Below are 15,056 nucleotides of genomic sequence, written 5' to 3'. Positions count from 1 at the left end.
GCATCCCGGGGTTCCCCGTTCACCCGGGATACGCCAGTCGCATCAAGATGAATACGACCAACAGCAGCACCATAATCGATAGGTCCAGGCCCACGCCTCCGATCCGGATCGTCGGGATGAGCCGACGGACCAGACGCACCGGAGGGTCGGTCACTGTGTAGATGGTCTCCAGCGTTACCGCAACCCCACCCGCCGGGCGCCAGTCCCTGGCGAACGTGCGGACGAGTTCCACCACGACCCGCGCGGTGAGCAGCAGCCAGAAGGCGAACAACACCCAGAAGGCGGCGAGGAGCAGTGGTTCCACGAGTCAACTGTGCCATCACTCAGCTTCGGGTGGCGAACCCACCCTCGGCCAACCTCCGCTTGTCCTCAGCGGTGGGGTCGACGTTGGGTGGTGAGATCAAGAACACCTTGTTGGTGACCTTGTCCATCGAGCCGCGCATGGCGAAGGCCAGCCCGGCGGCGAAGTCGACCAGGCGTTTGGCGTCCGCGTCGTCCATCTCGGTCAGGTTCATGATGACCGGTCGGCCGTCGCGGTAGTGCTCGCCGATCGTCCTGGCCTCGATGTAGCTGCGCGGGTGCAATGTGATCACCCGTCCGAGTGGATATCCGGCGGTCGGTTCCGGCTGCCGCTGGCGCACGGCGGGGGGCTCCCGGCGCGCGTCGACGGCCAACGCGCCGTGGGTGGGTTGCTCCGGGGCGACCGCGGGCGTCCACGCGGGGCGTGGCCGGGTCCGCTCGGTCGGCTCGTAGTCCTCCTCGACCTCGTCCCGGTAGAGGCGCTGCTGGCCGCCGAACCACCGGCGCCTGCCACCCGGGTAGTCCTCGAACTCGTCCTCGGCGTACTCCGGGCGGTAACCCCGCCGGTCGTACTCCTCGGCCTCGTAGTCGTCGAGCTCGTCCGCCGGGACCATGCCGAAGTAGGCCTTCAGCTTCTGCAGCGTGCTCATAGCCGTTCCTCCGGATTCCCCGAGCGTGGTCGTGCGCGCGTTGTCCGACTACCACGTCCCCGCAAGGCTCAACCCCGGGCTTCGGCGATCTTGCCTGCCGGGGTCCGTTCCTGCTAAGGGGAGGCTAGCCCGCGTCCCCCCAGCAGCGCGGTTCCGACACGCACGCACGTCGACCCGTAGTCGATCGCCTGCTCGAGATCGTTACTCATGCCGCAGGACAGCTCGGTGGCCGAGGGGAACTCGGCCCGCAACCTGCCCGCGGCACCCGCTAGACGTTCGAACGCGACCTCGGGTTGCGTGCCCAACGGCGCCACCGCCATGATCCCGCGGAGGTGAAGATCACTCGATCGAATTACCTGTTCGGCGAGTGCCGGGAGGTCCTCGAGCGGGCAGCCGCCACGCGCCGGGTCGCCGTCGATGCTGGCTTGCAGCAACACCTCGAGGGGTTCGGCGCGCTCCCCCGCCTCGATCGCCGCGGCCACGGCCTTGGCCAGGGCGTCAGCCAGGCGTCCTGAGTCGACGGACTGGACCTGGGCGGCCCAGCGGACCACGGACCTGGCCTTGTTGCGCTGGAGGCGGCCCACCATGTGCCAGCGGACGTGCGCGTCGGGCCGCAGCCCGGCCAGCGCCTCGGCCTTCGGACCGGCTTCCTGCTCCCGGTTCTCGGCCAGGTCGACCACACCGAGGTCCACCAGGGCGGCGGCGTCCTCGACCGGGAAGGTCTTCGTCACAGCCAGGAGGCGCACCCCGGCCGGGTCGCGGTCCGCCTTGGCGCACGCGGCGTCGATCCTGGCCAGGACCTCGGCCAGGTTGGCCGCGATCTCGGCGGCGCGATCGGTCACGGCTCCACCCAGGTGACGGCGGCCAATCGCCCAGTGGTGCCTTCCCTGCGGTGACTGAACAGGGTGCGCTCCCCGTTCGTGCACCGGGGATCGATGCCGATCTTGGCGACCCCGGCGTCGGCGAGCTGCCGCCACAGCCCCGCGCGCAGGTCCAACCCGGGCGTGCCCTTGCGGGTCCGGCAGGCGGTGCCGGGCAGGTGCCGCTCCACATCGGTCTGCATGTCCTGCGGCACCTCGTAGCACTCACCGCAGATGGAGGGACCGAGCAGCACCTCGACCCGGTCCACGTCGGCACCGGCCTCGACCATCGCCTTGAGCGCGGCGGGGACGACACCGACGCGCGCACCCACCCGTCCCGCGTGCACGGCTCCGACGACCCCGGCCTCGGGGTCGGCGAGCAGCACGGGGACGCAGTCAGCGACGAGGACGACGAGGGCCAAGCCCGTCCTGGCGGTCACGACCGCGTCAGTCGCCTCGAGTTTGTCGGGCACGGGCCCGTCGACCACACCGACGGTGCGGCCGTGCACCTGCTCCATCCACACGAGGTGGTCGGCGGGCAGATCGAGTTCCCTGGCCAGCCGGTCGCGGTTGGCGGTCACCGCCGCCGGGTCGTCACCGACGTGGTCGCCCAGGTTGAACGAGTCGTACGGCGCCGTGGACGCCCCGCCCTCGCGTGTCGTGACCACGCGCCGAATCCGCACACCACACCCCACACCCGCTAGGAGTTGACCTACTCCAAACCTAGCGTCCCCGCGAACCGCCGCGTGCTACCGCCGCATGAAGGGCGGCACGTCGACCTCGTCGTCGGGGTCCTCGGTGACCGGGACAGCGCGACCGGACAGGCCGCCGCCCTGGCTGGCCCGCACGCTGGGCAGCGGCTGCGCCGGGGCGCCCTGCTGCTGGTAGTCCTGCCGGTAGCCGACCGGGGCCTGCTGCTGGTGCTGCGCGGGCTGCTGCTGGTGGTGCTGGACCTGCTGGTGCTGCGGCTGCTGGTGCTGGGTCTGCTGCGGCTGCTGCTGGATCGGCTGCTGCGTCTGGTAACCCTGCTCCGGCAGCGCCACCGGCTGCTGGGTCTGCTGCTGGGGCGGCGCGGGCTGCTGGTGCTGGACCGGCTGCTGGTCCGCCTGGACCTGGCCGGACTGCGCCGACGCGGTCGCGGTGGACGACCGGGTGCCGAACGCGGTCGGGTCGAGCTTCTTGTGCGTCGGGCCGCCGCTGTCGAACCCGGCGGCGATCACGGTCACCCGGACCTCGTCGCCGAGGGAGTCGTCGATCACCGTGCCGAAGATGATGTTGGCCTCGGGGTGCGCGGCCTCCTGCACCAGCGACGCCGACTCGTTGATCTCGAACAGCCCGAGGTCGGAGCCGCCCGCGATGGCCAGCAGGACGCCGTGCGCGCCGTCCATCGAGGCCTCCAGCAGCGGGGAGTTGATGGCCTTCTCCGCGGCGGTGACCGCCCGGCCCTCACCGCGCGCGGAGCCGATGCCCATCAGCGCGCTGCCCGCGCCGGACATCACGCTCTTGACGTCGGCGAAGTCCAGGTTGATCAGACCGGGGGTGGTGATCAGGTCGGTGATGCCCTGCACACCGGAGAGCAGCACCTCGTCGGCGGAGCGGAAGGCGTCCATCAGGCTCACGCCGACGTCGCCGAGCTGCAGCAGCCGGTCGTTGGGGATGACGATGAGCGTGTCGCACTCGTTGCGCAGGTCGGTGATGCCGTCCTCGGCCTGGCGCGCGCGCCGCTTGCCCTCGAAGGAGAACGGGCGGGTGACCACGCCGATGGTGAGCGCGCCGAGCTTGCGCGCGATCGAGGCGACCACGGGGGCGCCGCCGGTGCCGGTGCCGCCGCCCTCGCCCGCGGTCACGAAGACCATGTCGGCCCCCTTGAGGACCTCCTCGATCTCCTCGCGGTGGTCCTCGGCGGCCTTGTGCCCGACCTCGGGGTTGGCGCCCGCGCCGAGGCCCCTGGTCAGTTCCCGGCCGATGTCGAGCTTGACGTCGGCGTCGGACATCAGCAGCGCCTGCGCGTCGGTGTTCACCGCGATGAACTCGACACCCTTGAGACCGACCTCGATCATCCGGTTGACGGCGTTCACGCCGCCGCCACCGATGCCGACGACCTTTATCACGGCGAGGTAGTTGTGCGGGGGCGTCATCGAAGCCGCCTTCCTTGTCGTCATCAGTGGTGCGGGTACCCGGCCGGCGAAACCCTCGACCTCAACCAGAGAGTGAGGGTGATGTCAACCCCGGACCTGGCAAGGAAGGTAGGCATAGGACTGGTCTCGATCCAGCCGCCACGCCGTGCGGGCTCGCGGTTGTTGGTCACCGACCGTGCGGGCGCCCCGTTCACTCCCCGGTGACGCCGTCGAGCAGCTCGCGGATCACGTCCAGGTGCCCGGCGTGCCGCCCGGTCTCCTCGATCATGTGGATGAGCACCCAGCGCAGGCTCAACCGGTGCTCACCGCGGAAGGCGACGGTGTCGTCGAGCCCCATCGCCGCCGTCACCTCGCGGCTGCGCGCGCACTGCTCGGCGTAGTCGGCGAGCAGCTGGTCGAGGGACAGGTCGGCGGCGATCTCGAACTCGCCGTCCGGGCGTTCGGCGCTGTAGGGCGCGCGGTTTGGTTGGCCGCCGAGCGAGACGTCGAACCAATAGGCCTCCACCCAGCGCAGGTGCGAGAGCAGCCCGGCGACGGTCATCAGCGGGGAGGGCAGGACGGAGCGGTGGGCGTCCGGCTCGGACAGGCCCGCGGACTTGTGCGCGATGGTGCCGCGCAGGAAGTCCAGGAACGCAGTGAGCTGTTGGCGCTCGTCGCCGGTGTAGGGCGGCTCGACGCGGGTGTCAGCGGAATCGGTCATGTGCGCAGTCTCGTCGAGCCGGGGGGCGGCGTGCACCGGGTTTTCGTCCCCTGTGGACAACTCAGGAGATTGTGGGGAAGTCCGGCGCGGCGACGTCGAAGGTCTTGCCCTGCTGGGTCAGCAGGGCGCCGAGCACGGCGGCCTTGCGCGGCACGTTGCGCGCGTCGCCCCACTTGACGACCCGCTGGTCGACGAGGGTGAGCCGGATGTCGGTGGGGGTGCGGGCGGTCACGGCCACCACGATCCCGCTCAGCTGCGGCGGGATGCCCGCGAGGACCGCGGTGGCGGCCCTGGTGGAGTGGTCGCCGCTGGCGTCGAGGACGGGCAGACCCGCCGGGGTGGCCTTCACGGTCCCGTAGTCGACGCCCTCCGCGTCGAACAGGTGCGTGCCGTCGTCACGGACCGCGACCGCGACCGGGGTCCGTTCGGTGATCACCAACTCGACCGTGGCCGGGAAGGACCGGCTGACGTCGACCGAGCCGACCCGGGGCAACTGGCGGACGCGGGTGGCGATCTCGTCGGTGTCGAGCGTGGCCAGGGGCGTGCCGGGTTCGATCGCGGCCGCCGCCCTGACCTCGTCCGCGGTGAGGTCCTTGGTGCCGGTGACCTCAACGGTGTTGGCACCCAGGACGGGGGTGAAGAAGATGAGGACTACCAGGCCGGTGACGGCCAAGAGGGAGCCGAGCACCGTCCACCGGCGGACGAGGTAGCGCCGGGCCGTGCGCCTGCGCGCGGGCCGTTGGGCGCCACGCGGCCTGCGCCGCGCACGCTTGCCGGGGACGGTGCTGGTCACGCCTCGCGCTCCAGTTCGGCGAGCACCTCGGGTCCGAGCATGGTCACGTCACCCGCGCCCATCGTCAGGACCAGGTCGCCGTTCTTGACCAGGCCCGCGACCAACGCGGGTACGCGGTCGAACGAGGGCTCGTAGTGGACGCGTTCGGCCGGGAGCGGGACCGCGTCGGCGACGAGGGCACCGCTGACTCCCGGCTTGGGCTCTTCCCGCGCGCCGAACACGTCGAGGACCACGACCTCGTCGGCCAGGCCCAGCGCGGTGCCGAACTCGGTCGCGAAGGTCTCGGTGCGGGAGTACATGTGCGGCTGGAACACCACTACGACACGACCGCCTTGCGCGGCGGGACGAACCGCTCGTAGTTGCGCGTCGACCTCGGTGGGGTGGTGGGCGTAGTCGTCGTACACGCGAACACCCGCGGCGGTGCCCTTGTACTCGAACCGCCTCCGAACTCCACCGAACGCGGCGATGCCCTCGCCGAGTTCGGCCAACGGCGCCCCTAGCTCGACACCCGCGAGGAGTGCGGCGACGGCGTTGCCCGCCATGTGCTCGCCGGGTACCGCCACGCCGAGTTCGATCTCTTGCCCGCCCAGCGTGACCCGCGCGAAGCCACCCCCGTCCGCGGGGCGGTAGTCGAGGATCGTGGCGTCTTCCAGTCCGGTCGCCAGGCGGCCGTACCTGCGCACGCGGATGCCCTTGGCGTGGGCGCGTTCCGCGAGCGCGGCCGAGCCGGGGTCGTCCGCGCAGGCGACGAGCACGCCGCCGGGGGTGATCCGCTCGAGGAACGCGTCGAACACCGCGACGTAGGCCTCCACGGTGCCGTGGTGGTCCAGGTGGTCGGCCTCGACGTTCGTGACCACCGCGACCGACGGCGAGAACACGAGGAACGACCCGTCGCTCTCGTCGGCCTCGGCGACGAACGCGCCCCCGGTGCCGTGGTGGGCGTTGGCACCGGACTCGTTGAGGTCACCGCCGATGGCGAACGACGGATCGAGCCTGCAGTGCTGGAGCGCGACCGTCAGCATCGACGTCGTAGAAGTCTTGCCGTGGGTACCCGCCACGCAGGCGACCTTGTGGCCGACCATCAACTCGGCCAGTGCCTGCGAACGGTGCAAGACGGTCAGCCCGCGCTTGCGCGCCTCGACCAATTCCGGGTTGGTGTCCTTGATCGCGGTAGAGACAACGACGGCGGTAGGGCCACCGGGGAGCAGATCGAGGTTCTCGGCAGCTTGCCCGATAGCGATCTGCGCGCCCTGGGCCCTGAGGGTCAGGAACGTCCGGGTCTCCTTGGCGTCGGACCCGGACACCGCCGCGCCCCTGGCCAGCAGGATGCGGGCGATGCCGCTCATCCCGGCGCCGCCGATGCCGACCAGGTGCGCGCGCTCCAGCGGGCCGTTCACGACACGCCCTTGGCCGCGGCGTCGAGGACCATGCGGGCGAGCACGTCGGCGGCCTCGCGGTGACCACTGCCCTGCGCGGCCGCGCTCATCGAGGTCAGGCGGCCGCGGTCGGACAGCATCGGGATGACCAGTTCCACGACCTTGGCCGGGGTCAGGTCGGCGTCGTCGACGAGGAGAGCGCCGCCGCCGTTGACCACCGGTCGGGCGTTAAGAGCCTGCTCGCCGTTGCCGTGCGGCAGTGGCACGTACACGGCAGGTAGGCCCACCGCGGAGACCTCGGCGACCGTCATGGCGCCACACCGGCACAGAGCAGCGTCCGCCGCCGCGTAGGCGAGGTCCATCCGCTCCAAGTAGGGCACGGCGACGTAAGAGGGCGCCCCCGGCACTGCCTGCACCGCGAGGGTGTTCTTGGGGCCGTGCGCGTGGAGAACTCCGATACCCGCCTCGGCGAGTTCGCGAGCCGCACCGGACACCGCGGTGTTGATCGAACGAGCGCCCTGGGAGCCACCGAACACCAGCAGGGTCGGGGCGTGCGGGTCGAGCCCGAAGAACTCCCTGGCCTGGGCCCGCAGCGCGGCCCGGTCCAGGTTGATGATCGACTCGCGCAGCGGGATGCCGATGACCTCGGCGCTGGGCAGACCGGAGTCGGCGACCGCCACCGCGACCCGCTCGGCGAACCGGGCGCCGACCTTGTTGGCGAGGCCGACCTTGGCGTTGGAGTCGTGCACGACGATCGGCACGCGACCACGGGCGGCGAGGTACGCGGGGAGGGCGACGTAACCGCCGAACCCGACCACCACGTCAGCGCCGACGCGGTCGAGGACCTCGCGCGTGGTCTTGACCGCGGAACGGACCTTCAGCGGCAGCTTCAACAGGTCCACATTGGGCTTACGGGGCATGGGGACCGGCGGGATCATCTCCAGCGGGTAGCCCCGCGCGGGGACGATGGTCTTCTCCAGACCGCGCTCGGTCCCCAGGGCGACGACTCGGGCGTCCGGGCGCAGCCGCATGACCGCGTCGGCCAACGCCAGCGCGGGCTCGATGTGCCCGGCCGTGCCACCCCCCGCGATCACCACGCACGGACCCGTGCGGGTGGGCTGACTGGCACCGGTGGGACCAACGGTCAACGACGTCCTCCTTTGGAGTTCCGCGGCGTGCCGCGGCTTGTCTTCTGGCGCGCGAGGGCCGCACCGCCCGTGCGCGGATAACCCTGTCGTTCCGGGGTGCGCTTGCGCGGCTCGGCCTGCGGCGCCCCCCTGCGCTGCGCGGTACCCCGCGGCGGTGTGGTCGGCCGCGCGGGCTTGCGCTTCTTCGGCGGCTTGTACGGCTGGGGCGCCGTCAGCTTCATGATCTTGCCGAACCGGCCGGGCCCCTGGGACCGCAGGGCCGAGACCGCCTCCGGCTCGTGCCTGGCGCAGTTGGCCAGGATGCCGAAGACGAGCATGGTGACCACGATCGAGGTGCCGCCCGAGGAGATCAGCGGCAGCGTGATGCCGGTGACCGGGAGCATCCCGACGACGTAGCCGATGTTGATCGCGGCCTGCGCGACCAGCCACACGGTGAGCGTGGCGGCGACCATCCGGATCCACGGGTCGATGTTGCGGGTCGCGATCCGCATGCCGACGACGGCCAGCATCGCGAACAGCCCTAGGACCAGACCGCAGCCGAGGAAACCGAGCTCGTCGCCGATAAGAGCGAAGATGAAGTCGTTGTGCACGTTCGGCAGGTAGCTGTACTTGGACGAGCCCTGCCCTAGGCCGCGACCGAAGAGCCCGCCATCGGCGAGGGCGAGCTTGGCCTGCAACGCCTGGTAGCTGCTGCCGTGGATGTCGTCATCGGGGCTGAGGAAGCTCAGCACGCGGGCGAGCCGGTAGTCGGTGCCGACGGCTAGGAGCGCGACACCCGCGAGGCCACCTAGGGCGAGAACGCCGAAGAGCCGCATCGGCGCTCCAGCGAACCAGAGCAGCGCGATGAGCACTACGCCCAAGGTGATCGTGCCGCCCAGGTCGGGCTGCAACATCACTAGGGCGAACATCAGCAACGCGACCGGTACGACAGGCACCAACAGGTGGCGGTACCGGTGCAGCACGTTGCGCTTCAGCACGAGGACGTGCGCGCCCCAGAGGGCCAACGCGAGCTTGCAGACCTCAACGGGCTGGAACGAGATGGGTCCTAGCCTGAACCAGCTCTGCGTGCCGTTGAGGGTGGTGCCCAACGGGGTGAGCACGGCCATGAGCAGCAAGATGCTGACCGCGAGCGCTGCCGGACTAAGAGCCCGGATGCGCTCAAGCGGGACGCGCAGACCTATCCAGAACAGGACGGCGCCGACGAGGACATAGAGGAGCTGCTTCTTGAAGACCGTGTAGAGACCCGACCCCGGGGTGTTGAGCGAGATCACCGACGACGCCGACAGCACCATCACCAGGCCGAGCGCGGTGAGCAACGCGAACACGGCCAGGACGAGGTGGAACGAGGCGAGTGGTCGACCCAACCACGCGGTCAGAGCCGTGCGGACCGCGTTGGCCCGTCCCACCACACCAGCGGTGCGGCGCTTGCGGACAGCGGTACCGACGCTCCCGGCGCTATCGTGCGCGGTCATCACCGACCCCCGGTGGCGCCGTCGCTCCCGGCCGCACTGCCTTCGGGGGTGACGCCATCCCGCGCCTGGGCGACCGCCCCGGCGAAGGCGTCGCCGCGGTGGGCGTAGTCGCGGAACATGTCCATGGAGGCGGCAGCGGGCGCGAGCAGCACGACGTCACCCGGACGTGCCATGGCGCCTGCCGCGCTGACCGCTGCGATCATGGGTTCATGGTCTCCCGGGGTCAGCCGTCGGACGGGGACATCGGGGGCGTGTCGCGCCAGCGAGGCCGCGAACACCTCCGCGTCCGCGCCGATCAGCACGACACCGCGTAGACGTCCCGCGACCGCCTCTACCAGCGGATCCACCGCGGCGCCCTTGAGCAAACCGCCCGCGATCCACACCACGGACTCGAACGACAGCAGCGAACCTGCCGCCGCGTGCGGGTTGGTGGCCTTGGAGTCGTTGACGTAAGAGACGCCGTTGACCTCACCGAGCGGGACAGCTCGGTGAGCGCCCGGTCGGAACGCGCGCAGACCCGCGCGTACCGCTTCGGGTGACACCCCGAAGGAGCGTGCGAGCGCGGCGGCGGCAAGGGCGTTGGCGACGTTGTGCGACCCGAGCGCGGTGAGATCTGCTAGCTCGGCCAGTTCCTCGGCCTGCTCGCTCGGGTCGTCCACGAACGCGCGGTCCACCAGGAGGTCTTCGACCAACCCCACCTCGCCGGGGCGCGGCACGCCAAGACCGAACCCGACCTGGACGCCGTCGTGCTCGGCGGCGAGGCGACCGGACCACTCGTCGGCGACGTTGCGGATGACCACACCGGCACCGGTGTAGGCGCGCCCCTTGGCCTTGGCGTACTCCTCCATCGACCCGTGCCAGTCGAGGTGGTCCTCGGCGAGGTTGAGCACCACTGCGGCGTGCGCGCGTAGCGAGCGCTGCCAGTGCAACTGGAAGCTGGATAGCTCTACCGCGAGCACGTCATGTCCGGCGCGGATAGCGTCGATCACGGTAAGACCCACGTTGCCGCACGCGATGGCGTTGCGCCCGTCAGCACGCAGGATCTCGGCAAGCATGCCGACGGTGGTGGTCTTGCCGTTGGTGCCCGTAACAACGAGCCAGGTGGGCGGTTGGGGCAACCGCTGCGACATCAGCCAGGCCAGCTCGACCTCACCGATGACATCTATGCCTGCGGCGACCGCTGACGCCAAGAGGGGGCTACTAGGCCGCCACCCCGGGCTGGTCACTACGAGCGACGTGCCCGCCGGAGGCTCGGTAAGACCGGGCACGAGCGTCGCACCTGTGTCGGCCAGTTCCGCCAACCGCTCGGCGTTGCCGTCGGTCACCGTGACCTCGGCGCCCATCTCCACGAGCGCCGCGGCCACCGACCGGCCGGTCACACCCGCGCCCGCCACCAGCACGTTGCCGGTGACCAGGCCCGCGAAGGGCCCGGTCACACGCCGCCGCCCAGCGCGAGCCAGTCGGCGTAGAACAGTCCGAGGCCGAACATCGCGCAGACGCCCGCGAGCAGCCAGAACCGGATGATGACCGTGGTCTCCGCCCAGCCAGCCAACTCGAAGTGGTGGTGGAAGGGCGCCATCCGGAACAACCGCCGCCGGGTGGTGCGGAAGATCGCGATCTGCAGCACCACCGAGACCATCTCGACCACGAACAGACCGCTGATCACGATCATCAGCAGCTCGGTGCGGGTGGTCATGGACAGGCCTGCGACCAGACCGCCGAGCGCCAGCGAGCCGGTGTCACCCATGAAGATCTTCGCCGGTGCCGCGTTCCACCACAGGAAGCCGATGCAGGCGCCCATCGCCGACGCGGCCACGATCGCCAGGTCGAGCGGGTCCCGGACGTCGAAGCAGGCGGCCTCCGCCACCCGCGAGCAGTCGTGGCTGAACTGCCAGAACGAGATCACCACGTAGGTGCCCATGACCATCGCCGACGAGCCGCCCGCGAGGCCGTCGAGGCCGTCGGTGAAGTTGACCGCGTTCGACCAGGCCGACACCGCCAGGTAGCAGAAGACGATGAAGCCGATACCGCCGAAGGAGACGATGGTGATGTCGCGGACGAAGGACAGGTTGTCCGATGCCGGGGTCAGCTGCCGCTCGTCGGGGAAGCGCAGTGCCAGGATCGCGAACGCGATCGCCACCACGAGCTGGCCGACCAGCTTCGCGGTCTTGTTCAGGCCGAGGTTGCGCTGCTTGCGGATCTTGATGAAGTCGTCGAGGAAGCCGACCAGGCCGAGCCCGGTGGCCAGCATCAGCACCAGCAGGCCGGACGCGGTCGGCGAGTCACCCCGGCCCGACCAGGCGTTGACGATGTGCGACGTGCCGTACCCGGCCCACATGGCGATGATGATCGCCACGCCGCCCATGGTGGGGGTGCCGCGCTTGCTCTTGTGGCCCTCGGGGCCCTCTTCGCGGATCTCCTGCCCGAAGCCCTGCCGGGAGAACACCCGGATCAGGTAGGGGGTGAGCAGGATCGAGATGACCATGGCGATCGCGGCCGCGATCAGGATGCTCTTCACCGGGCGTCCTCCGCCAGCAGCGCCTCGGCGACCCGCCACAGGCGGACGACCTTGGACGCCTTCACGAGCACAACGTCACCGGGTGCCAGTTCGGCGCGCAAGAGCGCCACCGCGGCATCGACGTCCGGCACCAGCACCGACTCCTCTCCCCACGAGCCCTCGAGGCTCGCCCCCTGGTGCATCGCGCGAGCCTGCTCGCCGACGACCACCAGGCGGTTGATGTCCAACCGAACCGCGAGCCTGCCGATGTCGTCGTGCGCCCGCACGGACTCCTCGCCCAGCTCGCCCATCACCCCGAGGACGGCCCAGGACCGGCGGCGGTTGCCTGACCGGGCCATCGTGGCCAACGTCTTGAGCGCCGCGCGCACCGACTCGGGGTTCGCGTTGAACGCGTCGTTGACCACGGTGACGCCATCGGCCCGGGTCACGACCTCCATCCGACGTGCGGAAACCCGCTGCGCGCCGGTCAAGCTCTCGGCCACCTCTTGCACTGTCGCGCCCAGTTCCATGGCGATGGCGGCAGCGGTAAGAGCGTTGCCCACGTGGTGGGCTCCGTGCAGTCCGAGGGAGACGGGAGCCTCGCCATGGGCTGTACGCAGCAGGAAGCTCGCACGGGCCTGGTCGTCGAGGGTGATGTCGACGGCGCGCACGTTCGCGGACTCCGCCTCACCGACCAGCACGACCCTCGCCTTGGTGCGGGACGCCATCGCGGCCACCAAGGGGTCGTCCGCGTTGAGGATCGCGATCCCGTCCTCGGGGAGCGCCTCGACGAGTTCGCCCTTCGTGCGGGCGATGTCCTCGCGGGTTCCGAACTCACCCAGGTGCGCGGTGCCGACGTTGAGCACGGCGCCGATGCGCGGCGGGGCCGTGTCGCACAGCGCGGCGATGTGACCCGGTCCTCGTGCCGATAGCTCCAACACGAGGTGTTTGGTCTGCCCGTCCGCGCGCAGCACGGTCCACGGGTGGCCCAGCTCGTTGTTGAACGACCCGGGCGGGGCGATGGTCTGCCCCAGCGGCGCGAGCACCTGCGCGATGAGGTCCTTCGTGGAGGTCTTGCCCGAAGAGCCGGTGATACCGACAACGGTCAGGCCGTCGCCGGTGAGCCTGTCTGCGACGAATCGGGCGAGTCGGCCCAGTGCCGCGAGTACTGCCGCACCGGATCCGTCCTTATCGCCCGTCAGCGCTACCGAGCGGGTGTGCGCCTCGGACACCGGGGGCACGATGATCGCCGGGGCGTCCACCTGCCGGGCCGCCAGGACCGCGACCGCACCGGACTCGATGGCCTTCGCGGCGAAGTCGTGGCCGTCCACCTTGTCGCCGGGCAGGGCGACGAAGAGGCCACCCGGCGTGATCTCCCGGGAGTCGAACTCGACGCTCCCGGTGACCACGGCTTCCGGGTCTGCCTGGTGCACGGTGCCGCCGACAGCGTCGGCGACCTCGCGCAGGGTAAGGGCGATCATTCGGTCACCGTGCCAAATCGCTCGCGGATGGCCGCGGCGAGTTCGTCGCGGTCGGAGAACGGGTGCACAACGCCAGCGATTTCCTGGCCGGTCTCGTGGCCCTTACCCGCGATGACCACTACGTCCCCTTCGCGCGCGTTGGCGACGGCGGTGACGATGGCTCGCCTGCGGTCGCCGATGTCGACGACCTCACCGCGTTCGCCCGAGGGCACCCCGGTCGCCCCAGCGAGCATGGCCGCCCGGATCGCGGCCGGGTCCTCGCCGCGCGGGTTGTCGTCGGTGACCACCAGGAGATCGCTGCGCCTGGCCGCGGCCTCGCCCATCAGCGGGCGCTTGGCGGTGTCACGGTCACCACCGCAGCCGAGCACGACGATGACCCTGCCATCGGTGCGCGCCCGCATCGCGTCCAGGGCGAGCGCGACGGCCTCTGGCTTGTGCGAGTAGTCCACGACGGCGGTGAAGTCCTGGCCTAGCGCCACCCGCTCCATACGGCCGGGTACGCGAACCGTGGCGAACCCTTCGACGATGGCTTCGAGCGGTACGCCTGCCTTGTCCAGGATCGCGGCCGCGACCAGCGCGTTGGCGATGTTGAACGTGCCCGGCATCGGCAGGGTCGCCTCGACGGTCACCCCGGTGGGGGTGTGGACCAGGAAGGTCTGCTCGCCGCTGAGGGACACCCGTACGTCCGAGGCGGTCCAGTCCGCGGCGCCAGTGGTCGACACAGTGGCGGTGTGCTCGCGCACCAGCCTGCGACCCCACTCCTGGTCGACGCAGACGACCTCGGCGGTGGAGCGGCCGTCGAACAGCAGCGCCTTGGCCTGGAAGTAGTCCTCCATGTCGGGGTGGAAGTCCAGGTGGTCCTGCGAGAGGTTGGTGAACGCGCCGACGGCGAAGCGCGTGCCCGCGACCCGGCCCAACCGCAGTGCGTGGCTGGAGACCTCCATCGGCACGTGCGTGACCCCGCGCTCCACCATCACCGCCAGCAGCGCCTGCAGGTCCGGGGCCTCGGGCGTGGTGAACGCACTGGCCAGCCTCGTACCGGCGACGCGGGTCTCGACTGTGCCGATCAACCCGGTCGTTAGGCCTGCCGTGGCGAGACCCGCCTCGACGATGTAGCTGGTGGTGGTCTTACCGGACGTGCCAGTCACACCGAGCACGCTTAGCGCTAGAGACGGCTCTCCATAGATCCACCCAGAGAGCGGACCGAGCGCGGCACGCGGGTCTGGGTGGACGACGACGGGCAGGCCTGCGTCCCGCACCGCGGGGCGTTCAACTCCCGTGGGGTCGGTGAGGATCGCGACGGCACCCGACGCGACCGCTTGGGCAGCGAAGTCGGCGCCGTGCGCACGGGCGCCGGGCAGCGCGGCGAACAGGTCTCCGGGAAGGACGTGCTGTGCGCGCAGCGTCGCGCCTGTGACGACCACATCGGACACCGGGTCCGCGGTGGCGTCCCCCGTCCAAAGCCGCGCGTCCGCGCGCGCGATCAGCGTGGCGAGCGGGACGGGCTGGATCCGGGTGGGGCGAGGCGGCGCTGTGACAGCCTTGCCTTCGAGCTTGGCGGGCACGTCGCGGAAGGCTACCTGCGCACGGAGGGCGACCACGCGGCCCCTCGCTCGCGGGACCCGGACGGTATGCGGTAGG

14 protein-coding genes are annotated in these 15,056 nt (G+C 70.7%); all 14 read right to left on the bottom strand.

What is annotated here, in order from left to right:
- Positions 1 to 19 precede the first annotated feature (19 nt).
- The 14 genes from LV79_RS20580 to LV79_RS20515 all read right to left on the bottom strand — a co-directional run bounded on the left by LV79_RS20580 (position 20) and on the right by LV79_RS20515 (position 14,980).
- Positions 20 to 304 carry a YggT family protein gene (locus LV79_RS20580; protein WP_372440361.1) on the bottom strand — a complete coding sequence of 95 codons (285 nt, stop codon included), beginning with the start codon at positions 302 to 304 and terminating at the stop codon, positions 20 to 22.
- A gap of 19 nt (positions 305 to 323) precedes the next feature.
- Positions 324 to 950, bottom strand: coding sequence for a cell division protein SepF (locus tag LV79_RS20575; RefSeq protein ID WP_253839264.1), 627 nt, complete (start codon positions 948 to 950; stop codon positions 324 to 326).
- Between the two features lie 113 nt (positions 951 to 1,063).
- Positions 1,064 to 1,792 carry a YggS family pyridoxal phosphate-dependent enzyme gene (locus LV79_RS20570; protein ID WP_253839262.1) on the bottom strand — a complete coding sequence of 243 codons (729 nt, stop codon included), beginning with the start codon at positions 1,790 to 1,792 and terminating at the stop codon, positions 1,064 to 1,066.
- Complete coding sequence (gene pgeF / locus LV79_RS20565; RefSeq protein WP_253839260.1) at positions 1,789 to 2,493, bottom strand: peptidoglycan editing factor PgeF; 705 nt, start codon at positions 2,491 to 2,493, stop codon at positions 1,789 to 1,791. Before pgeF ends, LV79_RS20570 begins: the two co-directional genes overlap by 4 nt.
- Positions 2,494 to 2,559: 66 nt before the next feature.
- Entirely contained in the window at positions 2,560 to 3,948 is a 1,389-nt protein-coding gene (gene ftsZ, locus LV79_RS20560; protein WP_253839257.1) for a cell division protein FtsZ, read from the bottom strand.
- A 190-nt stretch (positions 3,949 to 4,138) separates the two neighbouring features.
- Positions 4,139 to 4,648, bottom strand: a complete 510-nt coding sequence (locus LV79_RS20555) for a DinB family protein (protein WP_253839255.1) — start codon at positions 4,646 to 4,648, stop codon at positions 4,139 to 4,141.
- A gap of 61 nt (positions 4,649 to 4,709) precedes the next feature.
- Positions 4,710 to 5,441 carry a cell division protein FtsQ/DivIB gene (locus LV79_RS20550; RefSeq protein ID WP_253839253.1) on the bottom strand — a complete coding sequence of 244 codons (732 nt, stop codon included), beginning with the start codon at positions 5,439 to 5,441 and terminating at the stop codon, positions 4,710 to 4,712.
- Complete coding sequence (murC, locus tag LV79_RS20545) at positions 5,438 to 6,838, bottom strand: UDP-N-acetylmuramate--L-alanine ligase (RefSeq protein ID WP_285469921.1); 1,401 nt, start codon at positions 6,836 to 6,838, stop codon at positions 5,438 to 5,440. The genes LV79_RS20550 and murC overlap by 4 nt, the downstream gene beginning before the upstream one ends.
- Positions 6,835 to 7,965: an undecaprenyldiphospho-muramoylpentapeptide beta-N-acetylglucosaminyltransferase gene (gene murG, locus LV79_RS20540; RefSeq protein WP_253839251.1), complete on the bottom strand. Its 1,131-nt coding sequence runs from the start codon at positions 7,963 to 7,965 to the stop codon at positions 6,835 to 6,837. The genes murC and murG overlap by 4 nt, the downstream gene beginning before the upstream one ends.
- Entirely contained in the window at positions 7,962 to 9,437 is a 1,476-nt protein-coding gene (ftsW, locus tag LV79_RS20535) for a putative lipid II flippase FtsW (RefSeq protein ID WP_253839249.1), read from the bottom strand. Before ftsW ends, murG begins: the two co-directional genes overlap by 4 nt.
- On the bottom strand, positions 9,437 to 10,873 hold the full coding sequence (murD, locus tag LV79_RS20530) for a UDP-N-acetylmuramoyl-L-alanine--D-glutamate ligase (protein ID WP_253839247.1): 1,437 nt from the start codon (positions 10,871 to 10,873) through the stop codon (positions 9,437 to 9,439). Before murD ends, ftsW begins: the two co-directional genes overlap by 1 nt.
- Entirely contained in the window at positions 10,870 to 11,955 is a 1,086-nt protein-coding gene (gene mraY, locus LV79_RS20525; protein ID WP_253839245.1) for a phospho-N-acetylmuramoyl-pentapeptide-transferase, read from the bottom strand. The genes murD and mraY overlap by 4 nt, the downstream gene beginning before the upstream one ends.
- Positions 11,952 to 13,415: a UDP-N-acetylmuramoyl-tripeptide--D-alanyl-D-alanine ligase gene (locus LV79_RS20520; RefSeq protein WP_253839242.1), complete on the bottom strand. Its 1,464-nt coding sequence runs from the start codon at positions 13,413 to 13,415 to the stop codon at positions 11,952 to 11,954. Before LV79_RS20520 ends, mraY begins: the two co-directional genes overlap by 4 nt.
- The gene (locus tag LV79_RS20515; RefSeq protein ID WP_486303585.1) at positions 13,412 to 14,980 is read right to left on the bottom strand and encodes a UDP-N-acetylmuramoyl-L-alanyl-D-glutamate--2,6-diaminopimelate ligase; all 1,569 of its coding nucleotides are present in this window, start codon (positions 14,978 to 14,980) and stop codon (positions 13,412 to 13,414) included. The genes LV79_RS20520 and LV79_RS20515 overlap by 4 nt, the downstream gene beginning before the upstream one ends.
- Positions 14,981 to 15,056 lie beyond the last annotated feature (76 nt).

Origin of the sequence: Actinokineospora globicatena (assembly GCF_024171945.1) — a bacterium.
GTDB lineage: Bacteria > Actinomycetota > Actinomycetes > Mycobacteriales > Pseudonocardiaceae > Actinokineospora > Actinokineospora globicatena.
Note: the sequence above shows the minus strand (reverse complement) of the source record. Positions and strands in the feature narration are given on the sequence as shown.

Coding starts and splice junctions, on each gene's coding strand:
- LV79_RS20575 (WP_253839264.1), bottom strand. CDS start 950: ATGAGCACGCTGCAGAAGCTGAAGGCCTACTTCGGCATGGTCCCGGCG.
- ftsZ (WP_253839257.1), bottom strand. CDS start 3,948: ATGACGCCCCCGCACAACTACCTCGCCGTGATAAAGGTCGTCGGCATC.
- LV79_RS20555 (WP_253839255.1), bottom strand. CDS start 4,648: ATGACCGATTCCGCTGACACCCGCGTCGAGCCGCCCTACACCGGCGAC.
- ftsW (WP_253839249.1), bottom strand. CDS start 9,437: ATGACCGCGCACGATAGCGCCGGGAGCGTCGGTACCGCTGTCCGCAAG.
- LV79_RS20520 (WP_253839242.1), bottom strand. CDS start 13,415: ATGATCGCCCTTACCCTGCGCGAGGTCGCCGACGCTGTCGGCGGCACC.